Here is a 25382-nt window from a genome sequence, read left to right on the forward strand (position 1 = left end):
GTCTTTCGACAATTGCCCTCGATCGACTAAGCTAAGGCCTGAGTTCGACTTGAAGATTCTTTTCCTCCTTCCTCCGATTCACGGGAGATTTCGCCGATTGGGCGAACATTCCCCGGTCACGCGAGAACAAACGTATGGCACACGGCGCAGCGAAATCCGTTCCCGCAGGCCCCCCCCGCGATATGTCACCCGATGCGGTTGCAGCGCGGCTGAAAAGCAGTTTGCTCCAGGAAAAGAAGGAACTGGAAGTCGATAAGATCTTCCGGGCCCTGGTCAAACTCGAAGGTTCCGACCTCCACTTGAAAGTCGGCCAGCCTCCCTTGGTCCGAGTTGGTGGTGAACTCAAACCGCTCAATCGGGGACCGATCGAAGCCGAAGAAATGGTGCGATTGCTACTCCCGATGATGGACGAACGCAACCTGGTCATCTTCGAAGAAGAAGGCGGGGCTGACTTTTCGTACCAAATCGACGTCGACGGAGTCCGCTGGCGGTTCCGGATCAACATGCTGAAATCGCTGGGCAACATCGGCCTGGTCGCCCGTCGGATCAGCAACTTCATCCCCGATTTTCGCGGTCTGTTCCTTCCGGATTCCATCGAAAACCTGTGCCACTATGACCAGGGCATGGTCCTGCTGGCCGGGGTCACCGGTTCGGGAAAAAGCACGACGATCGGTTCGATGCTGAACTACATCAACAGCATCTACCGCAAACACATTCTGACGCTCGAAGACCCAATCGAATTCATCTTCACGGAAGACAAATCGCTGATCAACCAACGAGAAGTCGGCCAAGATGTGGTTAACTTTTCAGTTGGAATGAAGCACGCTGTGCGGGAAGACCCCGACATCATTCTGGTCGGTGAGCTTCGCGACGAAGAAACGTTCATGACCGCGATTCACGCCGCTGAAACCGGTCACTTGGTCTTCGGAACGATCCACGCCGCGAGTGCGTCGACCTGCATCGGCCGGATCCTGGACTTGTTCCCCGAAGAAATGCACGGGGCAATCCGCAGCGCCATCGCCTTCAACATGAAAGGCATCGTCGCCCAGAAACTGCTCCGGAGCATCAAGCCCGGCGTCTCACGTGTGCCCACCTGCGAAGTGATGACGTTCTCGCCGATGATTCGCAAACTGGTCCTCGAAGGCCAAGACAGCAAACTACCCGATGCCATTCGCATCGGTGCCGAAGACGGCATGCAAGACTTCACCATGAGTTTGAAACAACTGATCGACGACGAATTGATTGATCGGCCGACGGCATTTGCAGTCGCTCCGAACAAAGACGCGCTGAAGATGGCGCTCAAGGGCATCGACGTGAAAGCACCAGGAATCCTGTAAGTGGCCAAGCAATCCAACGAAGAAGTCCAACTCTGGCAAACCGTCGCTCCCGTTGAATTTGTTCCTCGGGTCAAAGACAACAACGAACTGCAAGCGTTGCTGATCAGCACCCGCCAAGGCGCTGGCAATGCCATCGCCGGCGGCCAAATTGCGCACGCGATCGCCTCGCGAGCCACCCACATTCTGATGGACTTCTCCAAGTCCGCCTGTGCGATTCGCTATCAGATCGACGGGGCCTGGGAACAACTCCCACCGCTGGATCGCGAAAGCGGCGACGCGATGCTGTATGCCCTGAAACAGCTGTGCTTGATGAACCCAGCGGATCGTCGCGGCAGCCAAAAGGGCGGCATGCAGGTCAAACTGGTCAAGGACAAGTACCAATTCAACGTCCAATCGCAAGGCGTGCCCACCGGCGAACGCGTGATCTGCCGTCTCGAAGCAGAGGAAATGCCATTCAGTAAATTGGCCGACCTCGGGATGCGAGACAAAATGATTGAACAGTTCAAAGAGAAACTGAACGGTTCGGGAAATATCGTCCTGATCACAGCCAAGAAGAGCGAAGGCGTCTCGACCTTCTGGAACGTCGCCATCAGCGCCGCCGACCGGTTGGTCCGCGACTTCCAATCGTTTGAACCCGCGGAATCGCCCGACCCTGAGATCATCAATATCTCACCGAACTTGTTCGGAGGCGACACCGGGAAAACCGAACTGGAGATGGTCAAACGGATGGTTCTTCGCGAACCTGACGTGCTGATGTTCCCCAACCCTCCACAACCTGAATCGCTGCAAATCGCGCTCGAACAAGTCGTCGAGGCGGATCGACAAGTCATCCACCGGATGGCAGCCGAGGGCGCCATGCAAGCCTTGCTGACGTTCGTGGGACGCTACCCAGAATGCCGCAAATTGATCGCCGAAAACATCGGCTGCGTGATTCATCAGAGACTGGTTCGTCGCTTGTGCGACAACTGCAAAGTCGGATTCGAACCGCCACCGAAGTTGCTCGCTCAACTTGGAATCCCGGCGGGTCGAGTCCCGTTGCTCTACAAACCGTTCATCCCGCCACCGATCGAACAGCAAGTCGACGAAAGCGGCCGGCCCGCACCGATCACCCCGTGCCCCGTCTGCAACTCACGTGGCTACCACGGTCGCATCGGGCTGTACGAAATGCTGACTCCAGGACCGCAACTCAAAGCCGCCTTGGCCAAGACGCAGGACGCCGGGCAATTGACCGCGATCGCGAAATCCGAAGGCTTCCGCCCCGTCCAATCCGAAGCCGTCCTCACGGTCGCCCGCGGATTGACCAGCCTCGACGAACTCAAACGAGCCTTCGCCAAACGCTAGTCCGCCATTCCGGACACGTAGCTCCCCATTTGCACAAGCTGCTCCACCCTTCGTAGGCCGTGTCGCAGCGGAGTTACGGACTCTGCATGGCGCCATTCACCTTCGTGCCACTCAACAAGGCCCGAAGGGTCGGTCGACCGACCCCTTGCCGCGGTCGTCAGGCCCCGGACCGGTGAACCGCCCAACCAGGCAGAGCTTAGGCACAAGGTGGTCCTCGCTTGTACCCAGGCTCCCGCCTGGGAACGCCATGCACCGCAGGCTCCGCCTGCTAGCCCGCCGCGTACGGAGGCAGGAGCCTCCAAGACGATGTGTTCCCAGGCAGAGCCTGGGAACAAGGTGGTCCTCGCTCGGACCCAGGCTCCTGCCTGGGAACGCAATGCACCGCAGGCTCTGCCTGCTAGCCCGCCGCGCACGGAGGCAGGAGCCTCCAAGACGATGTGTTCCCAGGCAGAGCCTGGGCACAAGGTGGTCCTCGCTCGTACCCAGGCTCCCGCCTGGGAACGCAATGCACCGCAGGCTCCGCCTGCTAGCCCGCCGCGTACGGAGGCAGGAGCCTCCAAGACGATGTGTTCCCAGGCAGAGCCTGGGCACAAGGTGATACTCGCTCGTACCAGGCTCCTGCCTGGGAACGCAATGCACGGCAGGCTCTGCCTGCTAGCCTGCCGCGTACAGGAGGCAGGAGCCTCCTGAGTCAAGGTTTGGTGGGTGGCACCATACGGGCAAGCCCTTTGCCAGTCCCTTACCAGGTCACTCCACATGGATGCCTCCATGCCGACCTCCGAAAGTGTTCGGGCCAGACGCTTGGGTCGCTCGGTTTCGATAACCATCGCACGGGGACGTGAAACGGGGGATCGCCTGGCGACGGCGCGGCAAACAACTGTCGTCGCTCCGCGACTTGGGGGCCTGGGTGTCGACGAATGACCTTGGGTTGAAAACCCAAGGCTTTCGGCTGCCGTCGCTCCGCGACTGGTTGTGCGTGTAGGGATGAGCACCAACAACCGCGGAGCGGTGACAATGGTCAGCCTCGGGTTTCAACCCGAGGTCGCGGTTGCAAACCGCCGCCCACCGACTGGAACCGGACAGTGCCAACCATGATCCGGCGAGGCTGGTCAAATTGGACCGCAACGATTCAGCTGTCCAACTCGGCGCAAACAAAAACACGTCAGCAAGAACTGACGTGTCGATGTTGTTTCTGATTCGACGCGGTTGGGAAGCTTAGCGGCTGGCTCGCAGTTGCCCGCGAGCTCGACGCACAGCGGCGTCTTTGATTTGAGCTTGCTCGGGAGTGCTGCTGGGCATGTCCAGTGCTTCCGCCAAGGTCTTGGTGGCTTCGTCATTGTCGAGCAAATCGACTGGGATCGCTCGGCTAGTCAAAACGTTCACGACATCATCTTCGACTTGGGCGAAACCGCCGTCGACGAAATAACGTTCGGGCCCGCTGACCGTTTGCAAACGCAACACACCGTAGCCGAGACGGCCAATCATCGGTGCACGACCACCTTGCACACCCAGTTCGCCATCGAACATGGGCAAGGCTACAAAGTCAGCTTCCCGATCCAATTCCGTTCGTTCGGGGGTGACGACGACACATCGAATGGACATCGGTTACTTGGACTCCATCTTCTTGGCTTGCTCTTCGGCTTGCTCGATCGCACCGACGTACATGAACGCTTGCTCGGGCAAGTGATCGTACTTGCCATCACAGATTCCTTCGAAGCTGCGAATCGTGTCTTCGAGGGACGTGATCTCACCGGGTTTGCCGATGAAGACTTCCGCCACGAGGAAGGGTTGCGACAGGAATCGTTCGATGCGACGTGCGCGGTGAACGATGGTCTTGTCCTCTTCGCTGAGTTCGTCGACACCGAGAATCGCGATGATGTCTTGCAGTTCGCGGTAACGTTGCAGGATCGTTTGAACGCGACGGGCGATCGTGTAGTGACGGTCGCCAACGTACTGAGGGTCCAAAATCCGCGAGTTCGAAGCCAACGGGTCGATGGCGGGATAAATCCCTTTTTCCGAGATCGAACGTTCGAGGTAGATGAACGCGTCAAGCTGACCGAACGCCGTTGCGGGGGCAGGGTCAGTCGGGTCATCGGCAGGAACGTAAACGGCTTGCACCGAGGTGATCGCACCTTGTTTGGTCGAGGTGATTCGTTCTTGCAGAGCACCCATTTCGGTTGCCAGCGTGGGCTGGTAACCCACAGCCGATGGCATCCGTCCCAGAAGTGCTGACACTTCCGAACCCGCTTGCGAGAAGCGGAAAATGTTGTCGACAAACAACAACGTGTCCGCACCGGTCGTGTCGCGGAAGTATTCCGCCATCGTCAGTGCTGACAGGGCAACACGAAGACGCGAACCTGGTGGCTCGTTCATCTGACCGAACACCATGCAGGTTTGCTCGATCACGTTGCGACCGGTCGAACCGATCTCAGTTTCTTGCATTTCCAACCACAGGTCGGTGCCTTCACGGGTCCGTTCACCCACACCGGCGAAGACCGAATAACCACCGTGGCTGGATGCGATCCGAGCGATCAATTCCGTCAGAATCACGGTCTTGCCCAGACCGGCACCACCGAACAAACCAGCTTTCCCACCACGAACGAAGGGGGTCAAAAGGTCAACGACCTTGATGCCCGTTTCGAACAGTTCCGTGTTCGTCGACAGTTCGTTGAGAGGCGGTGCTTGACGGTGAATCGGCCAGTAATCGTCCGCTTCCACGTCGCCCCGTTTGTCGATCGGTTTACCGAGCACGTTGAAGACGCGGCCCAGCGTTGCTTTTCCGACAGGAACCGAAACCGGGCTGCCGGTATCGACCACGTCCATGCCCCGCATCATGCCTTCGGTCGAACCCAAAGCAATCGCACGAACACGCCCACCACCGAGGTGCTGTTGCACTTCGCCGGTCAAGTCAATGGTGACCCCTTTGTGCTCGCTTTGAATTGTCAAAGCGTTGTAGATCTTTGGCAGTTGACCTTCAGGAAACTCGGCATCAAAGGTCGAGCCGATGACTTGAGTGACGCGGCCGGTGGCGGTTGCAGTGGACATGGGGGAGAAGCTCCTAGCGGTTAGCTACTAGCAGTTAGCTTAAAGATTGAATGGGGTGGTGTGTTTGCTTGGTCGGTTGGTCATTTCAAAATCGGTGTCTCAAAAAGCTAGTGGCAAGTCGCTAGAAGCTCTTGATTGGCCCGCAGGCATTAGCCTTCCAGGGCTTCGACACCACCGATGATTTCCATGATTTCGCCGGTGATCTGACTCTGACGGGCTCGGTTGTAGGTCATCGACAACTGCTTGATCATGTCGCCAGCACTCTCGGTGGCTCCCTTCATCGCGATCATTCGAGCGACTTGCTCGCTGACGGCCGAATCCAGGAAGCACTTGAACAACTTGACTTTGAAACTGGTCGGAACAACTTCTTCCAAGATGCTTTCGGCCGAGGGAAGGAATTCGTATTCCGCATTGCTTTCGTCGGGGCCACCCGAGACGGACTCCGATTCATCGCCCAGCGAACCAAGCGGCAGCAACGTCTCGATCACAGTCTGTTGCTTCGACGTGCTGATGAACTTGGTGTAAACGACATCCAACCGATCGATTTTACCGGTGATGTATTCGGCCAAGTAACCTTCCGCAATCTTCTCGACATCGTCGTAAGCTGGCTGATCTTCGAACTGCAGGAACTGCTGGTCCGTTTCAATCCCGCGGAACTTCAACCCGTTGACACCGCGTTTACCGCTGGCATCGATGATGACGTTCGGAATCGACTCACGAAGCATTTTGATACGGGGCAGTGCGGTCCGCAAAACGGACGCGTTGTAACCACCGCACAACCCACGGTTGCTGGCCAAAACCAGAACCCGAGTGGTGTTGATCTTCTCGCGTTGTTCCAACAGCGGGTGCTGCACGTCCAACCCGGCATCCGCGAGGCGCGAGACGATTTTGGTGATCTGCTCGGTGTAAGCCGTGGCCGCTGCTGCGCGGTCCATTGCTTTTTTGTACCGAGCCGTTGCGATCAGCTCCATCGTCCGCGTGATCTTGCGGATGTTGCGAATCGACTTGCGTCGTTTATCGAGGGCACGTGCGTTGGCCATGAATCAATCCGCCTTTCGGGTTTAGGCTGCAGGGGTGGCGGGTTTGTAGACAGTCTTGAACTCTTTGATCGCCGCAACAATGCGTTCGGCAATCTCATCGCTCAGGGTTGGCGTCGCAGTCAGATCGCTGATCAACGAAGAGTGCTTGTCATGGACGTACTGCAGGAACTCCTTCTCGAACCGCTGCACTTCTTTGACAGCGACGTCATCGAGGTGTCCGTTGGTGCCGGCGTAAATGCTGACAACTTGCTCAGCAACCGACAACGGTTGGTACTGCGGCTGTTTCAGCAACTCGACCATGCGATAACCACGATCCAGTTCGGCTTGGGTCGCAGGATCCAAGTCCGTCCCCAGTTGGGCAAACGCTTCCAAAGCACGGAAGGCGGCCAGTTGCAGACGCAAACCGCCGGAAACCTTCTTCATGGCCTTGGTTTGAGCCGCACCACCCACGCGAGAAACACTGATCCCGGGGTTCATGGCGGGGCGAACGCCCGAGAAGAACAAGTCAGGCTGAACGTAGATCTGGCCGTCGGTGATCGAAATCACGTTGGTTGGGATGTAAGCCGAGACTTCCCCTTCCAGGGTTTCGATGATTGGAAGGCTGGTGATCGATCCGCCACCCAGCTCATCGGACAACTTCGATGAACGTTCGAGCAAACGACTGTGACAGTAGAAAACGTCCCCGGGGTAAGCTTCGCGGCCTGGTGGGCGACGCATCAGCAAGGACATTTGGCGATACGCCGTGGCTTGCTTGGACAAGTCATCGTAGACGACCAACGCGTGCCCGCCATTGAACATGAAGTGTTCAGCCATCGCGGTGCCGGCATAGGGAGCGATGTACTGCAACGGAGCAGGAGCACTCGCACCAGCGGCGATGACGGTGGTGTACTCCATCGCACCGTGACGTTCGAGGACATCGACGACCGAAGCAACGGCGGAGTCCTTTTGTCCGATGGCGATGTAGAAACACTTCACGCCCTGACCCTTTTGGTTCAGGATCGCATCGATCGCGATGGCGGTCTTTCCGGTCTTGCGGTCACCAATGATCAGTTCGCGTTGACCGCGACCGATCGGGGTCATCGAGTCGATGGCCTTGATCCCGGTTTGCAGAGGCTCGGTGACCGGTTTGCGTTCCGCAACACCCGTCGCGATGATTTCCACCGGGCGTGTGATGTCGGTTTGCACGGGGCCTTTGCCGTCCAACGGGTTCCCGAGTGGATCGAGCACACGGCCGATGACCGCGTCGCCCGCAGGAACGGACAACAGCGTGCCCAAAGCTTTGACTTCTTGACCTTCTTCAATCGTCAGGTACTCACCAAGAATGATGACCCCGACGCTGTTTTCTTCCAAGTTGAAAGCCAGTCCGATCGAGCCGTTGGCAAACTCGACCATCTCGCCAGCCATGACGCCGGACAGGCCGTACACGCGAGCGATCCCGTCACCAACTTCCAAGACCGTTCCGACTTCTCGGACGTCAATTTTGTTATCGAATTGTTCGATCTCGGCCTGCAAGACAGAGGCGATCTCGTCGCTATTGAATTTCACTGGACCGTACCGTGTTTTCCGATGGTGGTTTGTGCGTAAATGGTTTGAGGAGGGCGTTCAGCAGAGGTGTTGATCACGATGATGAACTGAATCGATCCGAATGTTCCAGCAACTGGCGGGCGAAACCAGCCGCGGCGGACTTCCCAAGTTTGTCCAATCGGCTGGCCACCGACGAATCGAAGACCGTGTCACCGACTCGGATCACCATCCCACCGACCAAGTCCGTGTCGACGGACTCTCGGAGGCGAACGGTTTTCCCAAATCGGGTTGAAAGCTGTTGGGTGACTTCCCCACGAAGCTGTTCCGTCAATGGAACCGCCGTGCGAACTTCTGCGACGAGTCGGCCAGCCGCTTCGTCAAACAAGTCGACTGCAGCATCTCGAACCGCGACCAAGTAACCGAGCCGACCACGTTTGGCCATCACCTTCATCAACTTGATCAAGAGGGGATGACTATTTCCACCAAACAAACGGTCCACCACCCGGCACTTTTCGGCAGCGTCGATTTGAGGCGATTCAAACGCCAGTTGCAGCTTGGGGCTGTGCAACAAGGCTTCGTCACAAATCGCATTCAAGTCACTGACGACCGCATCGGTGGATCCATCCGCTTGAGTCGCAGCGAGCAACGCCCGAGCGTAGGTCTTGCCGAGTTGTTCGGCGCCGACGTCAAGGACGGTGGAATGCGAGGCGGTTTCGGACACGTTGGGGGTCTCGTCGGTTGAGCGTCGTAGGAATTTCAGGGAAGGAAGTTTGACCACGTCAACGGCGTTAGTTTTGGCTGGGTAGCCGTTCCATCGATTGACGAATCAAATCCGCATGGTCATCAGCCGACAATTCGCGACCAACAACACTGCGAGCAACTTGCATGGCCAACTTGGACGTTTGTCCGGCCATTTCAGCCATCGCAACTTTCTTAGCGTTCTCGATGTCCGACAAAGCACGCTCGCGTTGAGCAGCCGCTTCCACTTTGGCAGCATCGACAATTTTCTGTCCGTTGGCTTCCGCGTCGCGACGAGCATCTGCCAACATGCTTTGAACTTGGCCGGTGGCCTCATCCAACTTCAGTTGGTAATCGCTCAGCATCTGCTTCGCTTCCGCACTGGCCTTTTCAGCCGATTCCAAATCTTCGCGAATCTTTTCTTCGCGAGCCTGCAAACCGCCCAAGACGGCTGGCCAAACGAATTTGGACAGAATCGCCAAGACACACAGGAAGATGATCAGGTTCCAAATGGCCGACCCGACGTCAAACGACAACAACGGAGTCGTCGCATGGTCTTCTTCGCCATGACCATGTTCGTCTCCGGCGGCTTCATCGTGCCCATGGTCATCACTTTCGTGATCATGGTCATGATCGCCACCTTCGCTGTTCGCCGCGTCCGCATGAGCGTCCACCACGGTCACTTCATCTTGTGCTGCCAAGGATCCTGCCGGTGAAACCACCAACAGCACCAACGAGGCCAGCAAAGTGAGCGAGCTAATTGCAAGCAAGCGTTTCATCAATTTCGACCTAGCCGCGGCACAACAGAATGAACACCAACGCGATGACGGTTGCACCTTCGATCAGTGCCGCCGCGATGATCATCGCGGTTTGAATCCGTCCACCGGCTTCAGGCTGACGCGACATTGCGTCGACAGCACTGCCACCAATGCGACCAATGCCCAAAGCGGCACCGATAATGATCAATCCGATTCCGATCCCCAGACCCATGCGGCCGAAGTCGTAGGAAGCGATTTCTTGGGCCAACATCATTGCCAGTTCTAACATCTTCAGATTGCTCCGTAAAAATTTTGAGCGAGTGAAAGGGGAAAGGTGTTTTTTGAGTGCCGAAGAATAGTCCAACCAAGTCGAACCGTCATGCCACCCTGCTGCAGTTTCGTCAGAAAGGAGTGGAAAAAGCTTCCACTCCCAATCGCCTGACGGCGTGAATCAAACAGTTTGCCGACCTGGGGCAGTTTCCTGTGCTCCAAGCCTCGAAAGCGAGCGACAAAATGCCACATCGCTTTCCAGTCCACCCAACCGATCAAGCACCCGCTGGATGACTTGCACCCACAGCAGGACTGATACGGCTGGGATCAAAAATCTTGTCCGGGTCCATCTGGTTGGCGTCCGTCATCGCGTTGGGGTCATGGTCCAACTGCTCATCATGCTCATGCGTGGCCATCGCGGCGATGAACAGCACCGTCAGGAACGTGAAGATGAAAGCCTGCAAGCAGCACACAAACAACTCCAACAAGGTCAGCGATGTCGCGACCAAAACCACAGGCACACTGACCGCATAAGCCATCCCGTCACTCGCAGCACCCGCCGCGAAGATCAGACCGACGAAAGCGGCGAGCACCAAGTGACCCGCCATCATCGTGCCGAACAACCGCATGGCAAGCACGAAGCACTTGACCAGCAAACTGAGCCACTCGAGCACGTACAGCATCAAGGCGATGGGCAACATCATGATGCCGCCATCCCAGCCAATCGGGTTGAAGTGATTGAAAAAGTCTTTGGCGCTGGTTTCGCGAATCCCGATGAAAATGATCGCGATCAAGGAGGTCATCGCCAACACGCTGGTCAACGACAAGTTCCCAGTGGCACTGCCACCCCAATGCGAAAACGCTTGGTTTCCTGTGATCAACTGCAACATGTAGCCAAACGGGATCACGCCCAAAATGTTGGCAAACAGGATGAAGAAGAACACCGTCCAAATGTAGTGAATGTATTTGTCGGTCAGCCCGTGCAAGTTCGGGTAAGCGACCTCGTCGCGAATGAACGCGCAGATCGTCTCAAACAATTGCGACAGCCGGCCGCGTGTTTGATAACGGCCCAAACCTTCGCCATGAAAGATGCTGATTTTTCGCGAGCACAACACGCCCGTGATGATCAGCAACAAACCCACCATGGCGGACATCATCAAGTGATTGGTGATGAAAAATTCGTAGAAGCCATCCCGAACGCCCAACGCGGGAACGTCGGTGCCTTCGCCACCAAATGGGATCTTGAGCAACGGCGAATCATGCAACGCGTGCGGGATCGCGTGATCGGTCGGGTCGTGACCAGCTGCGGCTAAAAATGGCAACATGACAGTTGGATTGGGTCGGGATGATTTCAGGCAACGTCACGGCGAGCGAGCCGTGCGATCACAACGACTTCGACCGACAACAAACCAACGTGCCAAAACAGCACCCAGGCGGCGGACCAAGTCTCGGGAGCGTCCAAGTAATAACTACTGGCCAAAAACAAAGCAACGGTCCCTACGATCCGAATCAGCATCCCAGCCAAAAAGCCTTGCGTCGCCAACCACCGATCGGCACTGATTTGAACCGACATCAACCGCGGAAAGACCGATGCCAACGAAATCGCCCAACTGGCGATTGCCAGCTTCCGCCACACCGCCCAGGGACTGACCAGCGACACAATGCCCCAGGTCAAATCACCAAAAAGTTGGCCCTCTGCCCATTTCCCCAACGCAATCAGCACGCACACCAACAACCACGCCAGCGTGATCGCCACCACCGTGATCAGAATGACTCCGTGCTGATTTCGTCGCGTCAAAGGTCACTGTCTGCAAAGAGGTCGTGTGGCTTTTAAATACCTTGCTCGTAACATCTTGCGAACCCCGCCCGTTGGCAACGGGAGGGGCCGGAAAACGAGTGTTCTGCGAGATTTCCAGGGGAGGGCAGTCCGCTTCTCACGCCAGTCCCCCTCCCTGAACTTCCGCCTGAACGGCGTCGCTCGACCTCCCAGAGAGAGTTCGAGAGGGAGTGTCCGGCACACGTTCCGAACGCTGGTTTCACGACGGAAGCTGATTCACCATCAGAATCAGCCGGTAGAACCCCAGGCAGAACCCGACCAGAACGCCGGCGATTGCGATGAACGGGGTCTCGAACCCCATCCACGGATCCAGCCAATAATACCCAATTGCCCCCAGAATGAGTGGGAAGGAGGCCAGTTCAAACCCTGCCGAGGCCAACCGCAGCATCGGCTGCGTGTTCGACGGGTCCTCTTTTCGCTGCTTTGGATCATTCATACACACCCCTCCTGTGAGCTGTTTGCTCGATTGTCGCGCTCGGCGAGATACAATGTCGCGAAGTTGATCGCACTCGCGATGCAATCGCTTGATCGCTCAAACGATTGCAAAGATTGGAGGATCAGAGGGTTTTTGTCATCCGAGGATCCGGCTTTTCGCTTCTCAATCCGGCTTTTCAACAATCGGACACTAGAACAATGAGCATCCCCTTGCCATAATAGTTGGGCAGCGGATTCCCCCGTTAAGGTGCGTTCACTAACCGATTTTGCCTCCTTCCACAGCGGTATGGGTGGGTGCACAACGGCATCCATCTGTTGCCTCAAATCAACCATTCACGCCTCGTTGCCCTTGAGTTGGGAAGATCGGCTAGGCGTTCATCTCGAGGAGCCCGCCTTGATTAGTACTGTTGATCTACCGTCACAAACCCGTCGTGAATTGGCTGAAATCGCCAAGAACTACGGGATCACAGGCTTGCACTCGATGCGGAAGGACGATTTGATCAGCGAGATCAAAAAGGCCCAGCAGCGTCTCCGCCGGAAGGCCTCCAGCGAGGCAAAGAAGAGCCGGGCGGGGGCCGGTGGTGGTTCTGCGAAAGCCAAAAGCACTGCCAAAACGAGTGAAACCAGAGTTTCTGCGACAGCCAAGAAACCTCGCTCCACCGCGGCCAGCAAGACATCCGCGAAATCACCGGCTCGCAAAGCGGCCACCAGCAAACCCAAAACAACCGTGCGATCACGTCCCGACGCCCCCATGACGGACCTGACCGAACCCAAAATTTCGGCCAAAACCGAACGCATTCGGGCTGAAATGCGTCGCCGCCGCGAATTGGTCCAAAAGCACAAAGACCTCTCAACCGGAACCCTGGTTGCCGGTTCCGCGGTCACCGATGGTGCCCAACGCCATCGTGCAGCTGCTCCTCACAAAGATCGCATCGTCCTGGTCGTTCGCGACGCTTTTTGGCTGCAGGCCAGTTGGGAAATCACCCAAACCAGCGTCCAACGCGCCCAATCAGCGATGGCCGAAAAATGGCACACCGCCGTTCCAACCCTGCGTTTATTGGCCGTTGGCGACGTGACCAGCAACAGCGCTGAAACAGTCGCTCGTGACATCACGGTGCACGGCGGCGTCAGCAATTGGTACGTCGACGTCCAAGACCCACCGTCGCGATTCCGCGTCGCCATCGGGTACTTGGCCAGCAACGGCGAATTCCACTGCCTGTGCCGCAGCAACGTGGTCGAAACCCCGGTCCCCGGCGATTGCCAACGCCTCGATGAACACTGGCAGGACATCGCCGAAGACTACGAGCGAATCTACGCTCTCAGCGGCGGTTACGAATCCCGCAGCAACGACCTGCGAGAAGTCTTCGAAGATCGTCTGCAACGAAAAATGCCCCATCGCAACGATTCCGGCTCGACCACCGGCGACCCCTCGCTGCTGCGTCAAACCAAACTGCGACTGGACGTCGAAGCCGAACTGATCGTGTTCGGGAAAGCCGACCCCACGGCATCGGTGATGGTGGGCGGGCATCCCGTCAAACTTCAAAACGATGGTGCTTTCACCGTCCGCATGGAATTCCCCGACAAACGTCAGGTGCTTCCCGTGACGGCTGAAACACGCGATGGTCTTCGCCAACGCACCACCGTGATCGCGATCGAGCGAAACACCAAGGTCATGGACACCGTCGAACTTCAAGAGAACAACTGAGCTATGACGTCTCTCTCCACCCTGTCGCGGCGTTTCGCCGCGACTTTTTTGTTGGCATCCGCCATCCTCGTTTCCGGGTTTGTCTCGGCCGACGAAGCCCCCGATGCCAAAGCGGACAACGGTTCGCTGAATGTCCTGATCATCACCAGCGGCTGCTGCCACGATTACGACTTCCAAGCCAAAGCCATCCAGCTGGCGGCCACCAAGGCCGGTGTCGAAGCCAAATGGACAGTCGTCAACGATGGCGGCAAAGGCACCCAAGCCGAAATCGACTTCTATGGCGATGAAAACTGGGCCAAACCATTCGACGTCGTCATTCACAATGAATGCTTCGCCGCCACGACCAACCCGGACTACATCCGTCAAATCACGAAAGCTCACCACGCCGGTGTGCCAGCCGTGGTCATTCACTGTGCCATGCACACCTACCGTGACGCGGAAATCGATGATTGGCGTGAGTTCCTGGGCGTGACCAGCCGCCGCCACGATCACCAAAGCCATTACCCGGTCGAAGTGGTCGCCAAAGATCACCCGGTCATGCGTGAGTACCCCGCCGCCCACGTGTCCGCGATGGACGAGCTGTACATCATCGAAAAGGTTTGGCCCAACACCACCGTTTTGGCAACTTCCAAGAGCGAGCGTGATGGCAAGTCCCATCCCGTCATTTGGACCAACCAATACGGCGACGCTCGCGTTTACGGAACCACCTACGGTCACTCCACCGAAACGTTCCAAGACGACGTGTTCCTGGCCAACCTCGTCCGCGGCATGCTCTGGGCCGCCGGTCGCGTCGAGTAGACCGCAACGCGAGCAATCGCAGTCCACTCCGTGCAAGACCAAGTTTTGGGGTAGCGGAACTCGCCAAGAGTTTCGGTCCGCTGTGATCGCCGAAAGCCTTGGCGACTTCCGCTACGGCCAGAGCCTGAATCTTTGATGCTGACGCACCACGAGCATTGGGTAAATGGATGCGAAGCAGTGGTTCATTGTGCACTGGGTACCGATGAGCCCACGCAACGATGCTAGACTGGCACCAAACATTGACACTCGTCCGGTTTGGTCTTTTCAGCTTGGTCTCCTTGATGGCACGCACTCTGATTCGAAACGCACAGGCAGTTTTGCCTGGCGACGGCATCCACAGTTCATCCGGCACCGTTGATCTTCGCCACGTGCTGATTGAAGACGGCAAAATCCTCGACGCGGATGCGTCTTCCACCGCCTCCTGCGATCTTCTGATCGAAGCAGACGATTTGTTCCTGCTGCCCGGCGTGATCGACGACCAAGTCCATTTTCGCGAACCAGGTCTGACGCACAAAGAAGACTTGGCGACCGCGTCCCACGCCTGTGCCGCCGGTGGTGTGACCACGTTCCTGGAAATGCCCAACACCAAGCCGCCTGCGGTCACCGTCGAAGGGGTCCAAGCGAAAGAAGCCTTGGCCGCCGAGAAGTCATTGGTCAACTATGGCTTCTACATCGGCGCGACACCGGACAACGTGGCCGAGCTGAACGCCGCCCAAAACGTTCCCGGCATCAAGATCTTCATCGGCAGCAGCACCGGCAACCTGTTGGTCGATGAACAAGCCGCCTTGGAACGCATCTTCGCCGAGACGACTCTGCCGATCTGCGCCCACTGCGAAGACGAAACGACCGTGCGAGCCAATGCAGAACGACTGGCCGGCACCACCGACATTCACGATCACTCCCGCATCCGTGATGAAGCCGCCGCGGTGATCTCGACCGCGCGAGCGACCGATTTGGCTCGTCGGCATCAACATCGTTTTCATGTCTTGCACGTGTCCACCGGCGCAGAACTCGTGTCACTCGTGGATCCATCGCCCTATCTGACCGCGGAGGTCTGCCCGCATCACTTGTTCTTCAACGTCGATGATTACGACCGCTTGGGTTCACGGATCCAAATGAACCCATCGATCAAAACCGCAGCGGACAACGCCAAGCTTTGGCAGGCTCTGCAAGACGATGTCATCCAAGTCATCGCGACCGACCACGCGCCTCACACACTGGAAGAGAAGGCTCAACCCTACCCACAGTCGCCATCGGGTTTGCCAGCGGTTGAGAACTCACTCGCGTTGATGCTCAATCAATGCAATGCCGGCAAGGTCACGTTGCCACAGATCGCGCATTGGATGAGCGATGCCCCCGCGCGGGTTTGGGGCATCACGGGCAAGGGCCGCATCGCCAACGGCTACGACGCTGACCTGGTCTTGGTCCGCATGAATTCCGAGCGCACGATTCGTGATGAAGACCAACACACGAAGAACCGCTGGAGCCCCTGGAACGGCGAAACCCTTCGCGGATGGCCCGTCACCACGATCGTGAACGGTTCCATCGTGTGGTCCATCGACGGCGGTTTTCGCGAAAAAATCCGAGGCCAAAAACCAACCTTCGATCACGCCCGCGGAGGTTTCTGGAACACGGCCGACGGCATCGGCCCGACCTAAGTCACTCGTCTCAAGGCCCCGCCTTGGAACACACTTCCCCAGAGGCTCTCGACCGAAGTCGCTCGTTCCAAGGCCCCGCCTTGGAACACACTGCCTCGGAGGCTCCCGCCTCCCGTCGCATTCGAAAACATGACTCATGTAGTCAATGTCCGGCACCGTCCACTCGCACTTGCTTCCCATACCGCAGGCGTCGCATTGATTTCGATCTCAGGGACGAACACGTCCATGGCGTCGGTGACATCGATCAGAAACGGAAACGGTTCGGCAACCACTCTTTCCTCGCTCACCCGTCGGGACACTCCCAAGCCATGTCGCACGTTCACGTTTTGCAACACCCTTTGGTTTCGCACCACCTTTGTCAGCTGCGAGACAAGCGGACGCGACCGTCTGAGTTCCGTTCGGCGGTATCGCGGTTGGCGATGTTGATCGGTGTTCGCGCGACCGATGATCTGCCAACACAACCCGTTACCATTCCCACGCCCGTCGCGGACGCGCCGTGTCACGAGCTGGCGACGGACATCGGAATCGTACCCGTGCTTCGAGCCGGATTGGGGATGGTCGATCCGTTGCTGGACTTGATCCCCGACGCCTCCGTGTGGCACCTGGGTTTGTATCGCAACGAGCAAACCGCCGAACCGGTCGGCTACTACGACAAACTGCCGAAGAAGGGTGCACCGAACGTTGCCTTGGTGCTCGATCCGATGCTGGCCACCGGCGGCTCGATCGACATGGTCGTTCGCCGTTTGATGCGGTGGGGCGTCGAAGACATTCGCGTGCTCAGCATCATCGCGTCGCAACCCGGACTCGACCGCGTCGCCAACGATTTCCCCCACGTCAAACTGTTTGTCGCTGCGGTGGACCCCAGCTTGAACGAACAAGCCTTCATCGTCCCCGGCCTCGGCGACGCCGGCGACCGCATCTTCGACACACCGCAAAACGACTGACAGTGTGTTACGTGAGTTTTCGAGCAGCGAAATCGCAATTCAATGCACCGTAACGGATTCGCTCCAGGCCCGATTCGCCACAGGCCCAACGGGCCGACCCTATTTTAGCCCAGGGCAACGCCCTGGGTTTTTGGGGCTGAGCAGATGCGGTCGCCCCAACGAAACGAGGCGGCGTCAGTCAGCCAGCGATGGATAGGGCCGCCCCGTTGGGACTATGGCGTGGTTTTGCCGCCGGTTTCCCAGGGCGTTGCCCTGGGCTGAAATAGCGGTGCCCCGTTGGGGCGGACGGAGACACAATGCAGCTTCGCTGCACATTCCCCAGGCCCAACGGGCCGAGCCCATTTTAGCCTAGGGCAACGCCCTGGGTTTTTGGGGCTGAGCAGATGCGGTCGCCCCAACGAAACGAGGCGGCGTCAGTCAGCCAGCGATGGATAGGGCCGCCCCGTTGGGACTATGGCGTGGTTTTGCCGCCGGTTTCCCAGGGCGTTGCCCTGGGCTGAAATAGCGGTGCCCCGTTGGGGCGGACGGAGACACAATGCAGCTTCGCTGCACATTCCCCAGGCCCAACGGGCCGAGCCCATTTTAGCCTAGGGCAACGCCCTGGGTTTTTGGGGCTGAGCAGATGCGGTCGCCCCAACGAAACGAGGCGGCGTCAGTCAGCCAGCGATGGATAGGGCCGCCCCGTTGGGACTATGGCGTGGTTTTGCCGCCGGTTTCCCAGGGCGTTGCCCTGGGCTGAAATAGCGGTGCCCCGTTGGGGCGGACGGAGACACAATGCAGCTTCGCTGCACATTCCCCAGGCCCAACGGGCCGAGCCCATTTTAGCCTAGGGCAACGCCCTGGGTTTTTGGGGCTGAGCAGATGCGGTCGCCCCAACGAAACGAGGCGGCGTCAGTCAGCCAGCGATGGATAGGGCCGCCCCGTTGGGACTATGGCGTGGTTTTGCCGCCGGTTTCCCAGGGCGTTGCCCTGGGCTGAAATAGCGGTGCCCCGTTGGGGCGGACGGAGACACAATGCAGCTTCGCTGCACATTCCCCAGGCCCAACGGGCCGAGCCTAATCTAGCCCAGGGCAACGCCCTGGGTTGGTGAAGCCAAACAATCCCCGTAGCCCCAACGGGGGCGGTCCTAGCCTGACATCAGTCCCAAACATAACGTTCGTCGATCTCGAGTTCATGCCGTTTGCAGAAGTCGCGAAATTCGTCTTGGAAAGAAATTTTGCGATGATGCTCTTCTTGGTTGCCAATGTATTGAACGACTTTCTGGACATTGGATTGGCTCACGGAAAAGGCTCCGTATCCAGTTTGCCAAGCGAACTCGGTCGCTCCTTCCGTTTGGCGTTTGATCCATTTGCTGGTTTCCGTTTTCATGTGTTGAACCACGTCCTTGATCGCGAAACTCCGGCTGAGCGTGAGTAACGCGTGAACGTGATCTTCCACTCCACCAATTTTGATTGCTGGTGATTGGACGTTGTCACGTAGAACCGTCGCCATGTACGCGTAAAGTTCCGATCGCAAGGTCGCATCCTTCAGCCAAGGAATTCGTCCCTTGGTGGAAAAGACGATGTGCAGATAAACGCGGGCCAAAGACTGCGGCATGGTTCAACCTTGCGAATGGCACAATATCCGAGAGAAACGACGTCCCCGTCACGGAGACGCCACAGGCCCAATGGGCCGACCCTATTCTAGCCCAGGGCAACGCCCTGGGTTTTCAGAACGGCGCGAATGTCGGTAGCCCCAAAGGGGCGGCGCTAATCAGATAGTGTTGCCCCGTTGGGGCGGAAGAGGCCCCATGACTCACTCGGATGTTGTCGCAGCGCCCAATGCTTCGGTCAGCAGACTGTGTTCGGTCCATTCGTTTGCGGGACGGATGCTGGTCAGGCGTCCTTGGTGAATCACGCCAATCGAATCGCAGACGCCGAGCAACTCGGGCAAGTAACTGCTGATCAACAAGATCGCTTTGCCCTCCGCCGCCAGCTCACCAATCGTTTGATAGATCGTGCGTTTGCTGCCGATGTCGATGCCGCGAGTGGGCTCATCGAGCAACAAGATCTCGCAGTCATGATGCAGCAAGCGAGCCAATGCGATCTTCTGTTGATTCCCGCCTGACAACTCGCCGATCGCCTGGTCTGGATCGCTCGCCCGGACCGCCAATTCTTTCATCCAGTGCTCGGTCGCCTTCTTCATTTCGGATCGGCGAAGGAACGGACCACGGCGGTAGGGCTCGGTTCGAGTCAGCGTCAGGTTCTCCGTCAGGCTGCGTTCCAGGAACAAACCTTCGTTCTTGCGATCCTCCGACACCAACCCCATCGCGTCTCGAATCCAACTTTGCTGTGGATCCCGCCGCACATTTTCGCGGCCCATCACGATGACTTTGCCGGACGCCAATCGATCGAGTCCAAACAGAGCACGAACGGTTTCGGTCCGTCCCGCACCAATCAACCCAGCGAGCCCCAAGATCTCACCACGATGCAGCGTCAACGAAACATCCGTTGGCAATCGTGACCCACGAACCTGTTCCAGCCGCAACACGGGCTCGCCGCGAACGTGATCGAGGTTGGGATAGAGCTCGGAGATTTCACGACCAACCATCATTTGCACAATGGAATCCATCGGCATCCAATCCGGATCGCTTTCAATCAAGCTGCCTGAGCCCGCTGTCACGCCATCTCGCAGCACGGTGAAGCGATCTCCAATCCGTTGACACTCTTCCAGGAAGTGGCTGATGTAGAGCACGCTGACACCTTCGGATTTCAGTCGCTCGATCACCGCGAAAAGGTTCTCCGTGTCGACCTGGGTCAGGCTGCTGGTCGGTTCGTCCAAGATCAACAGTTTCAGCTTGCGATCGGCCACGACCGCGCGAGCGATCTCGACCATTTGCTGCTGAGCGATCGACAATTCGCGAACCGGTTGCGCCGGATCAATGTCATCGCAGTGCAGCCGTTTCAAAGCTTCCTTGGCAATCGCATGTTGCCGACCACGATCCAGCCAACCACCTCCGCGTCCGCCCCATCGAGACGGTTCGTCGCCCAAGGTGATGTTGTCCGCGACTGATAAATCAGGAGCCAGGTTCAGCTCCTGATAGATCATCGCGATGCCCGCGGCTTGGGAAGCTCGCGGGTTGCTCAGATCGATCTCTTCCCCATCGATTTGAATTCGACCGGCGTCTGGACAATGGGCACCGGACAAGACCTTCATCAAGGTGCTCTTGCCAGCCCCGTTTTCGCCGATGATCGCATGCACTTCCCCCGGACCAACGACCAAATCGACGCCGTCGAGCGCCTTGGTCGATCCAAAGTGTTTGCGGATCCCGGTCAGTTCCAGACGATGGGTGGCGTCGGTCACAGCAGTTCGTCAAGTTGCTTGGAGAGACTGGCGAAGTGATCCAAAGTCGTCTTCACCGCTTCGGGCTGGGTCATGTCGACACCGGCTCCACGAAGCAGATCCAATGGGTCTTGGCTGCAACCACCTCGCAAGAAGTTCAGGTAGTCATTCAGTTCTGATTCGCCACCACCGAGCACGCGACGACTGAGCGCCACGGCGGCACTGAGTCCGGTGGCGTACTTGTAAACGTAGAACGCCCGGTAGAAGTGAGGGATGCGGAAACATTCCAGTTCCAACGCGTCATCGACGATGAAATCGGGACCGAAGTAAGCGTCGAGCAATTCACGATACACCGCGCGGAACGACGCCACCGTCAGCGGTTCACCGGCTTCCGCCATCTCGTGCGTCTTCTTTTCGAACTCCGCGAACATCGTTTGCCGAACCACGGTGGCGCGGATGCTGTCGAGTTCGTTGTTGATCAAATAGGCTCGCTCGGCATCGTCCTGGGCGTTCTCGAGCAGGTATTGTGTCAGCAATTGTTCGTTGAACGTGCTGGCGACTTCCGCGACGAAGATCGTGTAATCGTAGTACTGGTAAGGCTGGTTCTTCGACGAGTACCAACTGTGCATCGAGTGGCCGGCTTCGTGCGTCAGCGTGAACACATCGTTGAGCACTTCCTCTTTGAAGTTCATCAAGATGAACGGGTCACCATCGAACGATCCGCAACTGAATGCGCCGCTCTGTTTGCCACGGTTGGGATAGCGATCGGCCCACCGACCACGCAGTCCCTCTTCCAACGTTGACACATATTCGTCGCCGAGCGGTTGCAGTGATTTCAAAACCACATCGACCGCTTGGTCCCACGTGTGATGCTTTTTGATCCCGGACAGGATCGGCACATAGGTGTCGTAATGATGCATGTCGGGCAGGTTCATCTTGCGACGACGCACGTCCAAGTATTCATGAACCGCCGGCAACGAATCTCGCACGGCTTGGATCAAGTTGTCGTACACCGACGCTGGCATGTTGTCGGGGAACAACGACGCGTCCAGGCTGCTCTCGTAATTGCGAGCCCGAGCGTAGTACACATCCCGGTGGATGCTGCCGGCCAAGGTCGCGGCCAGCGTGTTCTCGTGTTCCGAGAAGACTTGGTAGTACTGATCGAACGCCTTCTTGCGAACGTCGCGATCGGTGCTGTGCAAGAACTGAATGAACGTTGCGTGCGACAACTCCATCCGTTGTCCGTCTTCATTTTCAAGCTCACCGAACCGCAGGTCCGCGTCGTTGAGCTGTCGAAAGGCGTTGCCCGCCGCGCCCGCCATCTCGCCTTGCATCGCCAGCAAACGTTCTTCGCGATCGGTCAACGTGTGCGGACGATAGCGAACGATTCGCTCAAGCAACAACTTGTAGGGTTCCAGAACCGGATCGTTCAAAAACGATTCCATTTTTTCCGGCTCGATGCTCAGCAATTCGGGACGGACAAAGCTGCTGGCCTGCGACGCTTTCACTGCCAAGTTTTGAAACCGCGATTTGCGGGCTTGGTGATCGCTGTCAGATTGATTCTCGGTTGTTCGCAAAAACGCGTACGTGCCACAGCGTTCCGCCATCCGGTCAAACTCGCCATCGAAGTCCAAAAACTCCCGGATGACTTGGGCCGATTCGCCCAATCGTCCGCGAAAGGTCTCGAATGTTTCAGTTTTCGACGTCAGCGTGTCGAAATCGGCCTGCCAACCCTCCTGGGATTCGTACAGGCTGGACAGGTCCCAGCAATCGCTGGCGGCGACTTCGTCGCGGGTTGGCAATTTCGTGGCGGCGGGTGCGTTCATCCGTGGAGCATCGTTGGTGAGAGGACGGGAGACGAGATTGAGTGCGATAGTTTAACACCGGACTCAAATCGCTATCACCGCCTCACGGGGCAAGTCCCAGATCTTCCCCATTCGCCTGATTCGCGGTGTTTTGGAACGGATTTGGCCCCACAGAATGAATCCGCCATCCCTCACCGGACGCGATCCACCCTGGTCCAGTCTGCCCAAGTTCAGCCCGGCCGAGCTCGATCTCAACGGGCTCGATCTGCAAGGGTCGTCCGGAATACGGGTCCCGCGTTGCCTCGGCCGGCAAACCCAACTGATCGAGGTCCACTTCCGTCGCCGCCAGATCTTGGGCCCGGATCGCATTGAGAATCCGCAGACACCGACATCGAATGCGATCTCGTTCGAACGATGCACGACCAGAGTCGACCGCTGTCATCGCTGCTTGCGTCATCACTTCCGTCGGTGGACCACGATTGGCCGACCAATCACAGGGAGGCGTTTTGCCCCTGTCGATTTGGTTCTGCATCGCGGCCAAGTAGTCCGGTATCTGGTTCGAAAACACTCGCAATACCGCGGGCATCGATTGAATCGAAGCGATCCCGTACGCCCGTTCGGTTTTGAGAGTGTGCAAGAACACGTCACTTGATTCGTGTTCCACCAACACTTTTTCGATTGCGGCGTGCGTGCCGGGATCCAGCGGTTGCGTCTGCATGATCGCATTGAGTTGGTCCACGGCGGCTTGCCGGATCGCAACGTTGGTTTGATACACCACCACGGTGGGCCCGGTTTCTTGCAAACCCGTCAGACGAATCAGATCGACACACAGCATCGCGGATTCGTCGACCTTGCCTTTGGTCGCTAAAAAACGAGAACCACAGAGCATCAACCGGCCAACCATTCGCAATTGGCTGACTTCTTTCAACAAGACCTGCATGTATTGCTGGGGCAGCATCGCACCTGACGGCGTCAGCGGCGAGGGCCACGCGTATCGCTGGCAATGCGACGCATCTCGCAGAGCGGGCAAGACCTCCGGATGTTGCCGAAATCCTTCCTCCATCAATGCCACGTGTGGGGCCGACAATGGCTCGTGAAGATCAGTCGCCGCGTCCGAATTCAGATACGGATGGAGAACTTTCGCGAGTTCTTCCGCCGGCTCGATGACCTGCAGAATCTCCCGTCGCGCATCCACCTTGTCCGCCATTGGCCAAACGGACACGGGGGTCGGATCCCCCAACGCCGAGAGCGAAACCGGATCACCATTCGCAGCGATGGCCTGCAACTGAGCCTGACTCCGGTACTGGCGAAGCCCGATTGGGAACATCACCACCAACAGACCGACGCACAGCAAACCCAGACAGCCGAGTGAAATTGTTTTTGCGTTCATGCTCCCCCAGGCCAGATCACCCACTAGCAGGGGCGCGAAAATTTTGGCTTCTCTCTTTGTAGCGGCACGGCGCGAGCCGTCCGGTGCCCGGCGGTAGAACTTGCCACGTTGAGTCTCAAGCGGGACCGGACGGCTCGCGCCCTTCCGCTATCAATCCAGCAAACGCTGCCTGGGCTTCCGTCCGAATTTGATCGGCCGGTTTTCCCGTCGCGGCACACAATCGCTTGACCTCGTCGTTTTCCAATGAAAAACGAAGCGTTCCGTCCGGCAAACGCACCGTCTTGCCCGTCGCGGGTCCGTCCGGCGTTTCCACGGTCTGACTTTCGCGAGCCAGTTTGGACCGATTCATCTCCGTTCGTCGAATTCCGATCGTGCTGGTTTGGGTGAAGAGCAACGTTTGCAACGCACCGATTCGGCTGGCGTCGCACAACACCGAAACCGTCGTCGCCAAACGCCCCTTTTTCATCACGATGGGAGTCTGCCAAACATCCAGGGCTCCCGCGTTCATCAACAGCTCGCTGACATTGGCCAATTGCTCCGCCGTCGCGTCGTCGATGTTGCTTTCCAGCAAGGTGACTCGATCGGTTTCGATTTGACCTTGGGAAGAGCTCGCTTCGGCAAGCTCACCCAGCGTCACCCGCAACACATTGGCTTGACCTTCCAAATCACGCGTTCCGGATCCATAGCCCACTCGCAACGGAGTCATCGCCGGCGGCGGTCCAAACGATCGAGCCAGCGTCTTGATGATCGCGGCCCCGGTGGGCGTGGTCAGTTCCGATTCAATGTCGCAGGCCATCAACGGCACGCCCGTCAATATTTCCGCCGTGGCGGGCGCCGGCACAGCAACGCGGCCATGATCGATCGTGATCGCTCCCGTCCCAGTTGGAATGGTCGACGACGTCGCGTGTTGGACATCCAACGCATCGATCGCGATCGCAACGCCGACGATGTCCGCGATGGAATCGATCGCGCCGACCTCGTGGAAGTGGACTTTCCGAAGCGAACAACCATGGACCTTGGCTTCCGCTTCGCCCACGCACAGAAAAATCTTTTTCGCGAGAGCCTTGGCGGAATCGTTGATCTCGGTGGCTTCGTCGATCATCGCATCGATGTGGTGCAGATGCCGATGAGCCTTTTCCGGCGGATGATCGATGTGAATCTGCACGGCACGGAAACCGCACTTTTTCACTTCCTCGGTCCGCAGCTTTAAATCCGGCAGGTTCAGCGATTGCAGCCCCTGCTGGATCTGGTCCACGGACACGCCCAAATCGATCAGGGCGCCCAAGGTCATGTCGCCGCTGATTCCCGATAAACAGTCAAAGTGCAGTGTTTTTGTCATGCCGATAATGGAGCAAAACGAGCTGGAATTACCAAGCCGCCAGTTCATCAAAACCTCACCTGGGGCCTCCACAAATCGCGTTCCGGTGAACCCCTGA

At 57.8% G+C, this 25382-nt stretch carries 21 protein-coding genes; 6 read left to right on the plus strand and 15 right to left on the minus strand.

All coding sequences use genetic code 11. From position 1 onward, the window contains the following. The first annotated feature begins 134 nt into the window (after window positions 1–134). Together PSR62_RS03250 and PSR62_RS03255 are read left to right on the plus strand one after the other, a co-directional pair. Window positions 135–1337, plus strand: a complete 1203-nt coding sequence (locus tag PSR62_RS03250; protein ID WP_274406395.1) for a type IV pilus twitching motility protein PilT — start codon at window positions 135–137, stop codon at window positions 1335–1337. Continuing rightward, window positions 1338–2678: an ATPase, T2SS/T4P/T4SS family gene (locus tag PSR62_RS03255; protein WP_274406396.1), complete on the plus strand. Its 1341-nt coding sequence runs from the start codon at window positions 1338–1340 to the stop codon at window positions 2676–2678. It abuts the gene before it with no gap. A gap of 1215 nt (window positions 2679–3893) precedes the next feature. Here PSR62_RS03255 and PSR62_RS03260 read toward each other — a convergent pair. The 10 genes from PSR62_RS03260 to PSR62_RS03305 form a co-directional block, all read right to left on the minus strand. Further along, window positions 3894–4280 (minus strand): F0F1 ATP synthase subunit epsilon, encoded by a 387-nt coding sequence (locus PSR62_RS03260; protein ID WP_274406397.1) that lies wholly within the window; start codon window positions 4278–4280, stop codon window positions 3894–3896. A gap of 3 nt (window positions 4281–4283) precedes the next feature. Then, entirely contained in the window at window positions 4284–5723 is a 1440-nt protein-coding gene (gene atpD / locus PSR62_RS03265; protein ID WP_274406398.1) for a F0F1 ATP synthase subunit beta, read from the minus strand. 149 nt (window positions 5724–5872) lie between these two features. Further along, the gene (gene atpG, locus PSR62_RS03270; RefSeq protein ID WP_274406399.1) at window positions 5873–6763 is read right to left on the minus strand and encodes an ATP synthase F1 subunit gamma; all 891 of its coding nucleotides are present in this window, start codon (window positions 6761–6763) and stop codon (window positions 5873–5875) included. A gap of 21 nt (window positions 6764–6784) precedes the next feature. Further along, window positions 6785–8308, minus strand: coding sequence for a F0F1 ATP synthase subunit alpha (gene atpA, locus PSR62_RS03275; protein WP_274406400.1), 1524 nt, complete (start codon window positions 8306–8308; stop codon window positions 6785–6787). A gap of 73 nt (window positions 8309–8381) precedes the next feature. Continuing rightward, on the minus strand, window positions 8382–9065 hold the full coding sequence (atpH, locus tag PSR62_RS03280; protein WP_443217352.1) for an ATP synthase F1 subunit delta: 684 nt from the start codon (window positions 9063–9065) through the stop codon (window positions 8382–8384). Between the two features lie 10 nt (window positions 9066–9075). Next, window positions 9076–9804 (minus strand): F0F1 ATP synthase subunit B, encoded by a 729-nt coding sequence (gene atpF / locus PSR62_RS03285; protein WP_274406402.1) that lies wholly within the window; start codon window positions 9802–9804, stop codon window positions 9076–9078. 10 nt (window positions 9805–9814) lie between these two features. After that, a complete protein-coding gene (atpE, locus tag PSR62_RS03290; protein WP_007327179.1) occupies window positions 9815–10072 on the minus strand; it encodes an ATP synthase F0 subunit C in 258 nt (85 codons plus the stop codon). A gap of 256 nt (window positions 10073–10328) precedes the next feature. Next, window positions 10329–11378, minus strand: a complete 1050-nt coding sequence (gene atpB, locus PSR62_RS03295) for a F0F1 ATP synthase subunit A (RefSeq protein WP_274406403.1) — start codon at window positions 11376–11378, stop codon at window positions 10329–10331. Between the two features lie 26 nt (window positions 11379–11404). Next, entirely contained in the window at window positions 11405–11851 is a 447-nt protein-coding gene (locus tag PSR62_RS03300; RefSeq protein WP_274406404.1) for a hypothetical protein, read from the minus strand. Window positions 11852–12089: 238 nt separating this feature from the next. Then, complete coding sequence (locus tag PSR62_RS03305) at window positions 12090–12326, minus strand: AtpZ/AtpI family protein (RefSeq protein ID WP_274406405.1); 237 nt, start codon at window positions 12324–12326, stop codon at window positions 12090–12092. A 393-nt stretch (window positions 12327–12719) separates the two neighbouring features. Between PSR62_RS03305 and PSR62_RS03310 the strand changes: the two genes are divergently transcribed. The 4 genes from PSR62_RS03310 to upp all read left to right on the plus strand — a co-directional run bounded on the left by PSR62_RS03310 (window position 12720) and on the right by upp (window position 17430). Further along, the gene (locus PSR62_RS03310; protein ID WP_274406406.1) at window positions 12720–14030 is read left to right on the plus strand and encodes a DUF4912 domain-containing protein; all 1311 of its coding nucleotides are present in this window, start codon (window positions 12720–12722) and stop codon (window positions 14028–14030) included. Between the two features lie 3 nt (window positions 14031–14033). Next, window positions 14034–14828, plus strand: coding sequence for a ThuA domain-containing protein (locus PSR62_RS03315; RefSeq protein ID WP_274406407.1), 795 nt, complete (start codon window positions 14034–14036; stop codon window positions 14826–14828). A gap of 281 nt (window positions 14829–15109) precedes the next feature. After that, window positions 15110–16486 carry a dihydroorotase gene (locus tag PSR62_RS03320; RefSeq protein WP_274406408.1) on the plus strand — a complete coding sequence of 459 codons (1377 nt, stop codon included), beginning with the start codon at window positions 15110–15112 and terminating at the stop codon, window positions 16484–16486. A 308-nt stretch (window positions 16487–16794) separates the two neighbouring features. After that, window positions 16795–17430, plus strand: a complete 636-nt coding sequence (gene upp, locus PSR62_RS03325) for a uracil phosphoribosyltransferase (protein WP_274406409.1) — start codon at window positions 16795–16797, stop codon at window positions 17428–17430. Between the two features lie 1137 nt (window positions 17431–18567). On the opposite strand, the gene PSR62_RS03330 is transcribed toward upp, so the two are convergent. The 5 genes from PSR62_RS03330 to larC all read right to left on the minus strand — a co-directional run bounded on the left by PSR62_RS03330 (window position 18568) and on the right by larC (window position 25285). Continuing rightward, entirely contained in the window at window positions 18568–19026 is a 459-nt protein-coding gene (locus tag PSR62_RS03330; RefSeq protein ID WP_274406410.1) for a transposase, read from the minus strand. 198 nt (window positions 19027–19224) lie between these two features. Next, the gene (locus PSR62_RS03335; protein ID WP_274406411.1) at window positions 19225–20772 is read right to left on the minus strand and encodes a sugar ABC transporter ATP-binding protein; all 1548 of its coding nucleotides are present in this window, start codon (window positions 20770–20772) and stop codon (window positions 19225–19227) included. Beyond that, window positions 20769–22577, minus strand: coding sequence for an oligoendopeptidase F (gene pepF, locus PSR62_RS03340; protein ID WP_274406412.1), 1809 nt, complete (start codon window positions 22575–22577; stop codon window positions 20769–20771). Before pepF ends, PSR62_RS03335 begins: the two co-directional genes overlap by 4 nt. A gap of 82 nt (window positions 22578–22659) precedes the next feature. Further along, entirely contained in the window at window positions 22660–23946 is a 1287-nt protein-coding gene (locus tag PSR62_RS03345) for a hypothetical protein (protein WP_274406413.1), read from the minus strand. Window positions 23947–24061: 115 nt separating this feature from the next. Continuing rightward, window positions 24062–25285: a nickel pincer cofactor biosynthesis protein LarC gene (gene larC, locus PSR62_RS03350; protein ID WP_274406414.1), complete on the minus strand. Its 1224-nt coding sequence runs from the start codon at window positions 25283–25285 to the stop codon at window positions 24062–24064. Window positions 25286–25382 lie beyond the last annotated feature (97 nt).

The sequence above is a fragment of the Rhodopirellula sp. P2 genome, assembly GCF_028768465.1.
In the GTDB taxonomy this organism is placed as follows: Bacteria; Planctomycetota; Planctomycetia; order Pirellulales; family Pirellulaceae; genus Rhodopirellula.

Excerpts from the sequence above, each read along its gene's own strand:
- PSR62_RS03305 (WP_274406405.1), bottom strand. The coding sequence starts at position 12,326 with ATGAATGATCCAAAGCAGCGAAAAGAGGACCCGTCGAACACGCAGCCG.
- atpF (WP_274406402.1), bottom strand. The coding sequence starts at position 9,804 with ATGAAACGCTTGCTTGCAATTAGCTCGCTCACTTTGCTGGCCTCGTTG.
- PSR62_RS03320 (WP_274406408.1), top strand. The coding sequence starts at position 15,110 with ATGGCACGCACTCTGATTCGAAACGCACAGGCAGTTTTGCCTGGCGAC.
- PSR62_RS03345 (WP_274406413.1), bottom strand. The coding sequence starts at position 23,946 with ATGAACGCAAAAACAATTTCACTCGGCTGTCTGGGTTTGCTGTGCGTC.
- larC (WP_274406414.1), bottom strand. The coding sequence starts at position 25,285 with ATGACAAAAACACTGCACTTTGACTGTTTATCGGGAATCAGCGGCGAC.
- atpE (WP_007327179.1), bottom strand. The coding sequence starts at position 10,072 with ATGTTAGAACTGGCAATGATGTTGGCCCAAGAAATCGCTTCCTACGAC.
- PSR62_RS03250 (WP_274406395.1), top strand. The coding sequence starts at position 135 with ATGGCACACGGCGCAGCGAAATCCGTTCCCGCAGGCCCCCCCCGCGAT.
- PSR62_RS03260 (WP_274406397.1), bottom strand. The coding sequence starts at position 4,280 with ATGTCCATTCGATGTGTCGTCGTCACCCCCGAACGAACGGAATTGGAT.
- pepF (WP_274406412.1), bottom strand. The coding sequence starts at position 22,577 with ATGAACGCACCCGCCGCCACGAAATTGCCAACCCGCGACGAAGTCGCC.
- atpG (WP_274406399.1), bottom strand. The coding sequence starts at position 6,763 with ATGGCCAACGCACGTGCCCTCGATAAACGACGCAAGTCGATTCGCAAC.
- atpD (WP_274406398.1), bottom strand. The coding sequence starts at position 5,723 with ATGTCCACTGCAACCGCCACCGGCCGCGTCACTCAAGTCATCGGCTCG.
- PSR62_RS03330 (WP_274406410.1), bottom strand. The coding sequence starts at position 19,026 with ATGCCGCAGTCTTTGGCCCGCGTTTATCTGCACATCGTCTTTTCCACC.
- upp (WP_274406409.1), top strand. The coding sequence starts at position 16,795 with ATGTCGCACGTTCACGTTTTGCAACACCCTTTGGTTTCGCACCACCTT.
- PSR62_RS03315 (WP_274406407.1), top strand. The coding sequence starts at position 14,034 with ATGACGTCTCTCTCCACCCTGTCGCGGCGTTTCGCCGCGACTTTTTTG.
- atpB (WP_274406403.1), bottom strand. The coding sequence starts at position 11,378 with ATGTTGCCATTTTTAGCCGCAGCTGGTCACGACCCGACCGATCACGCG.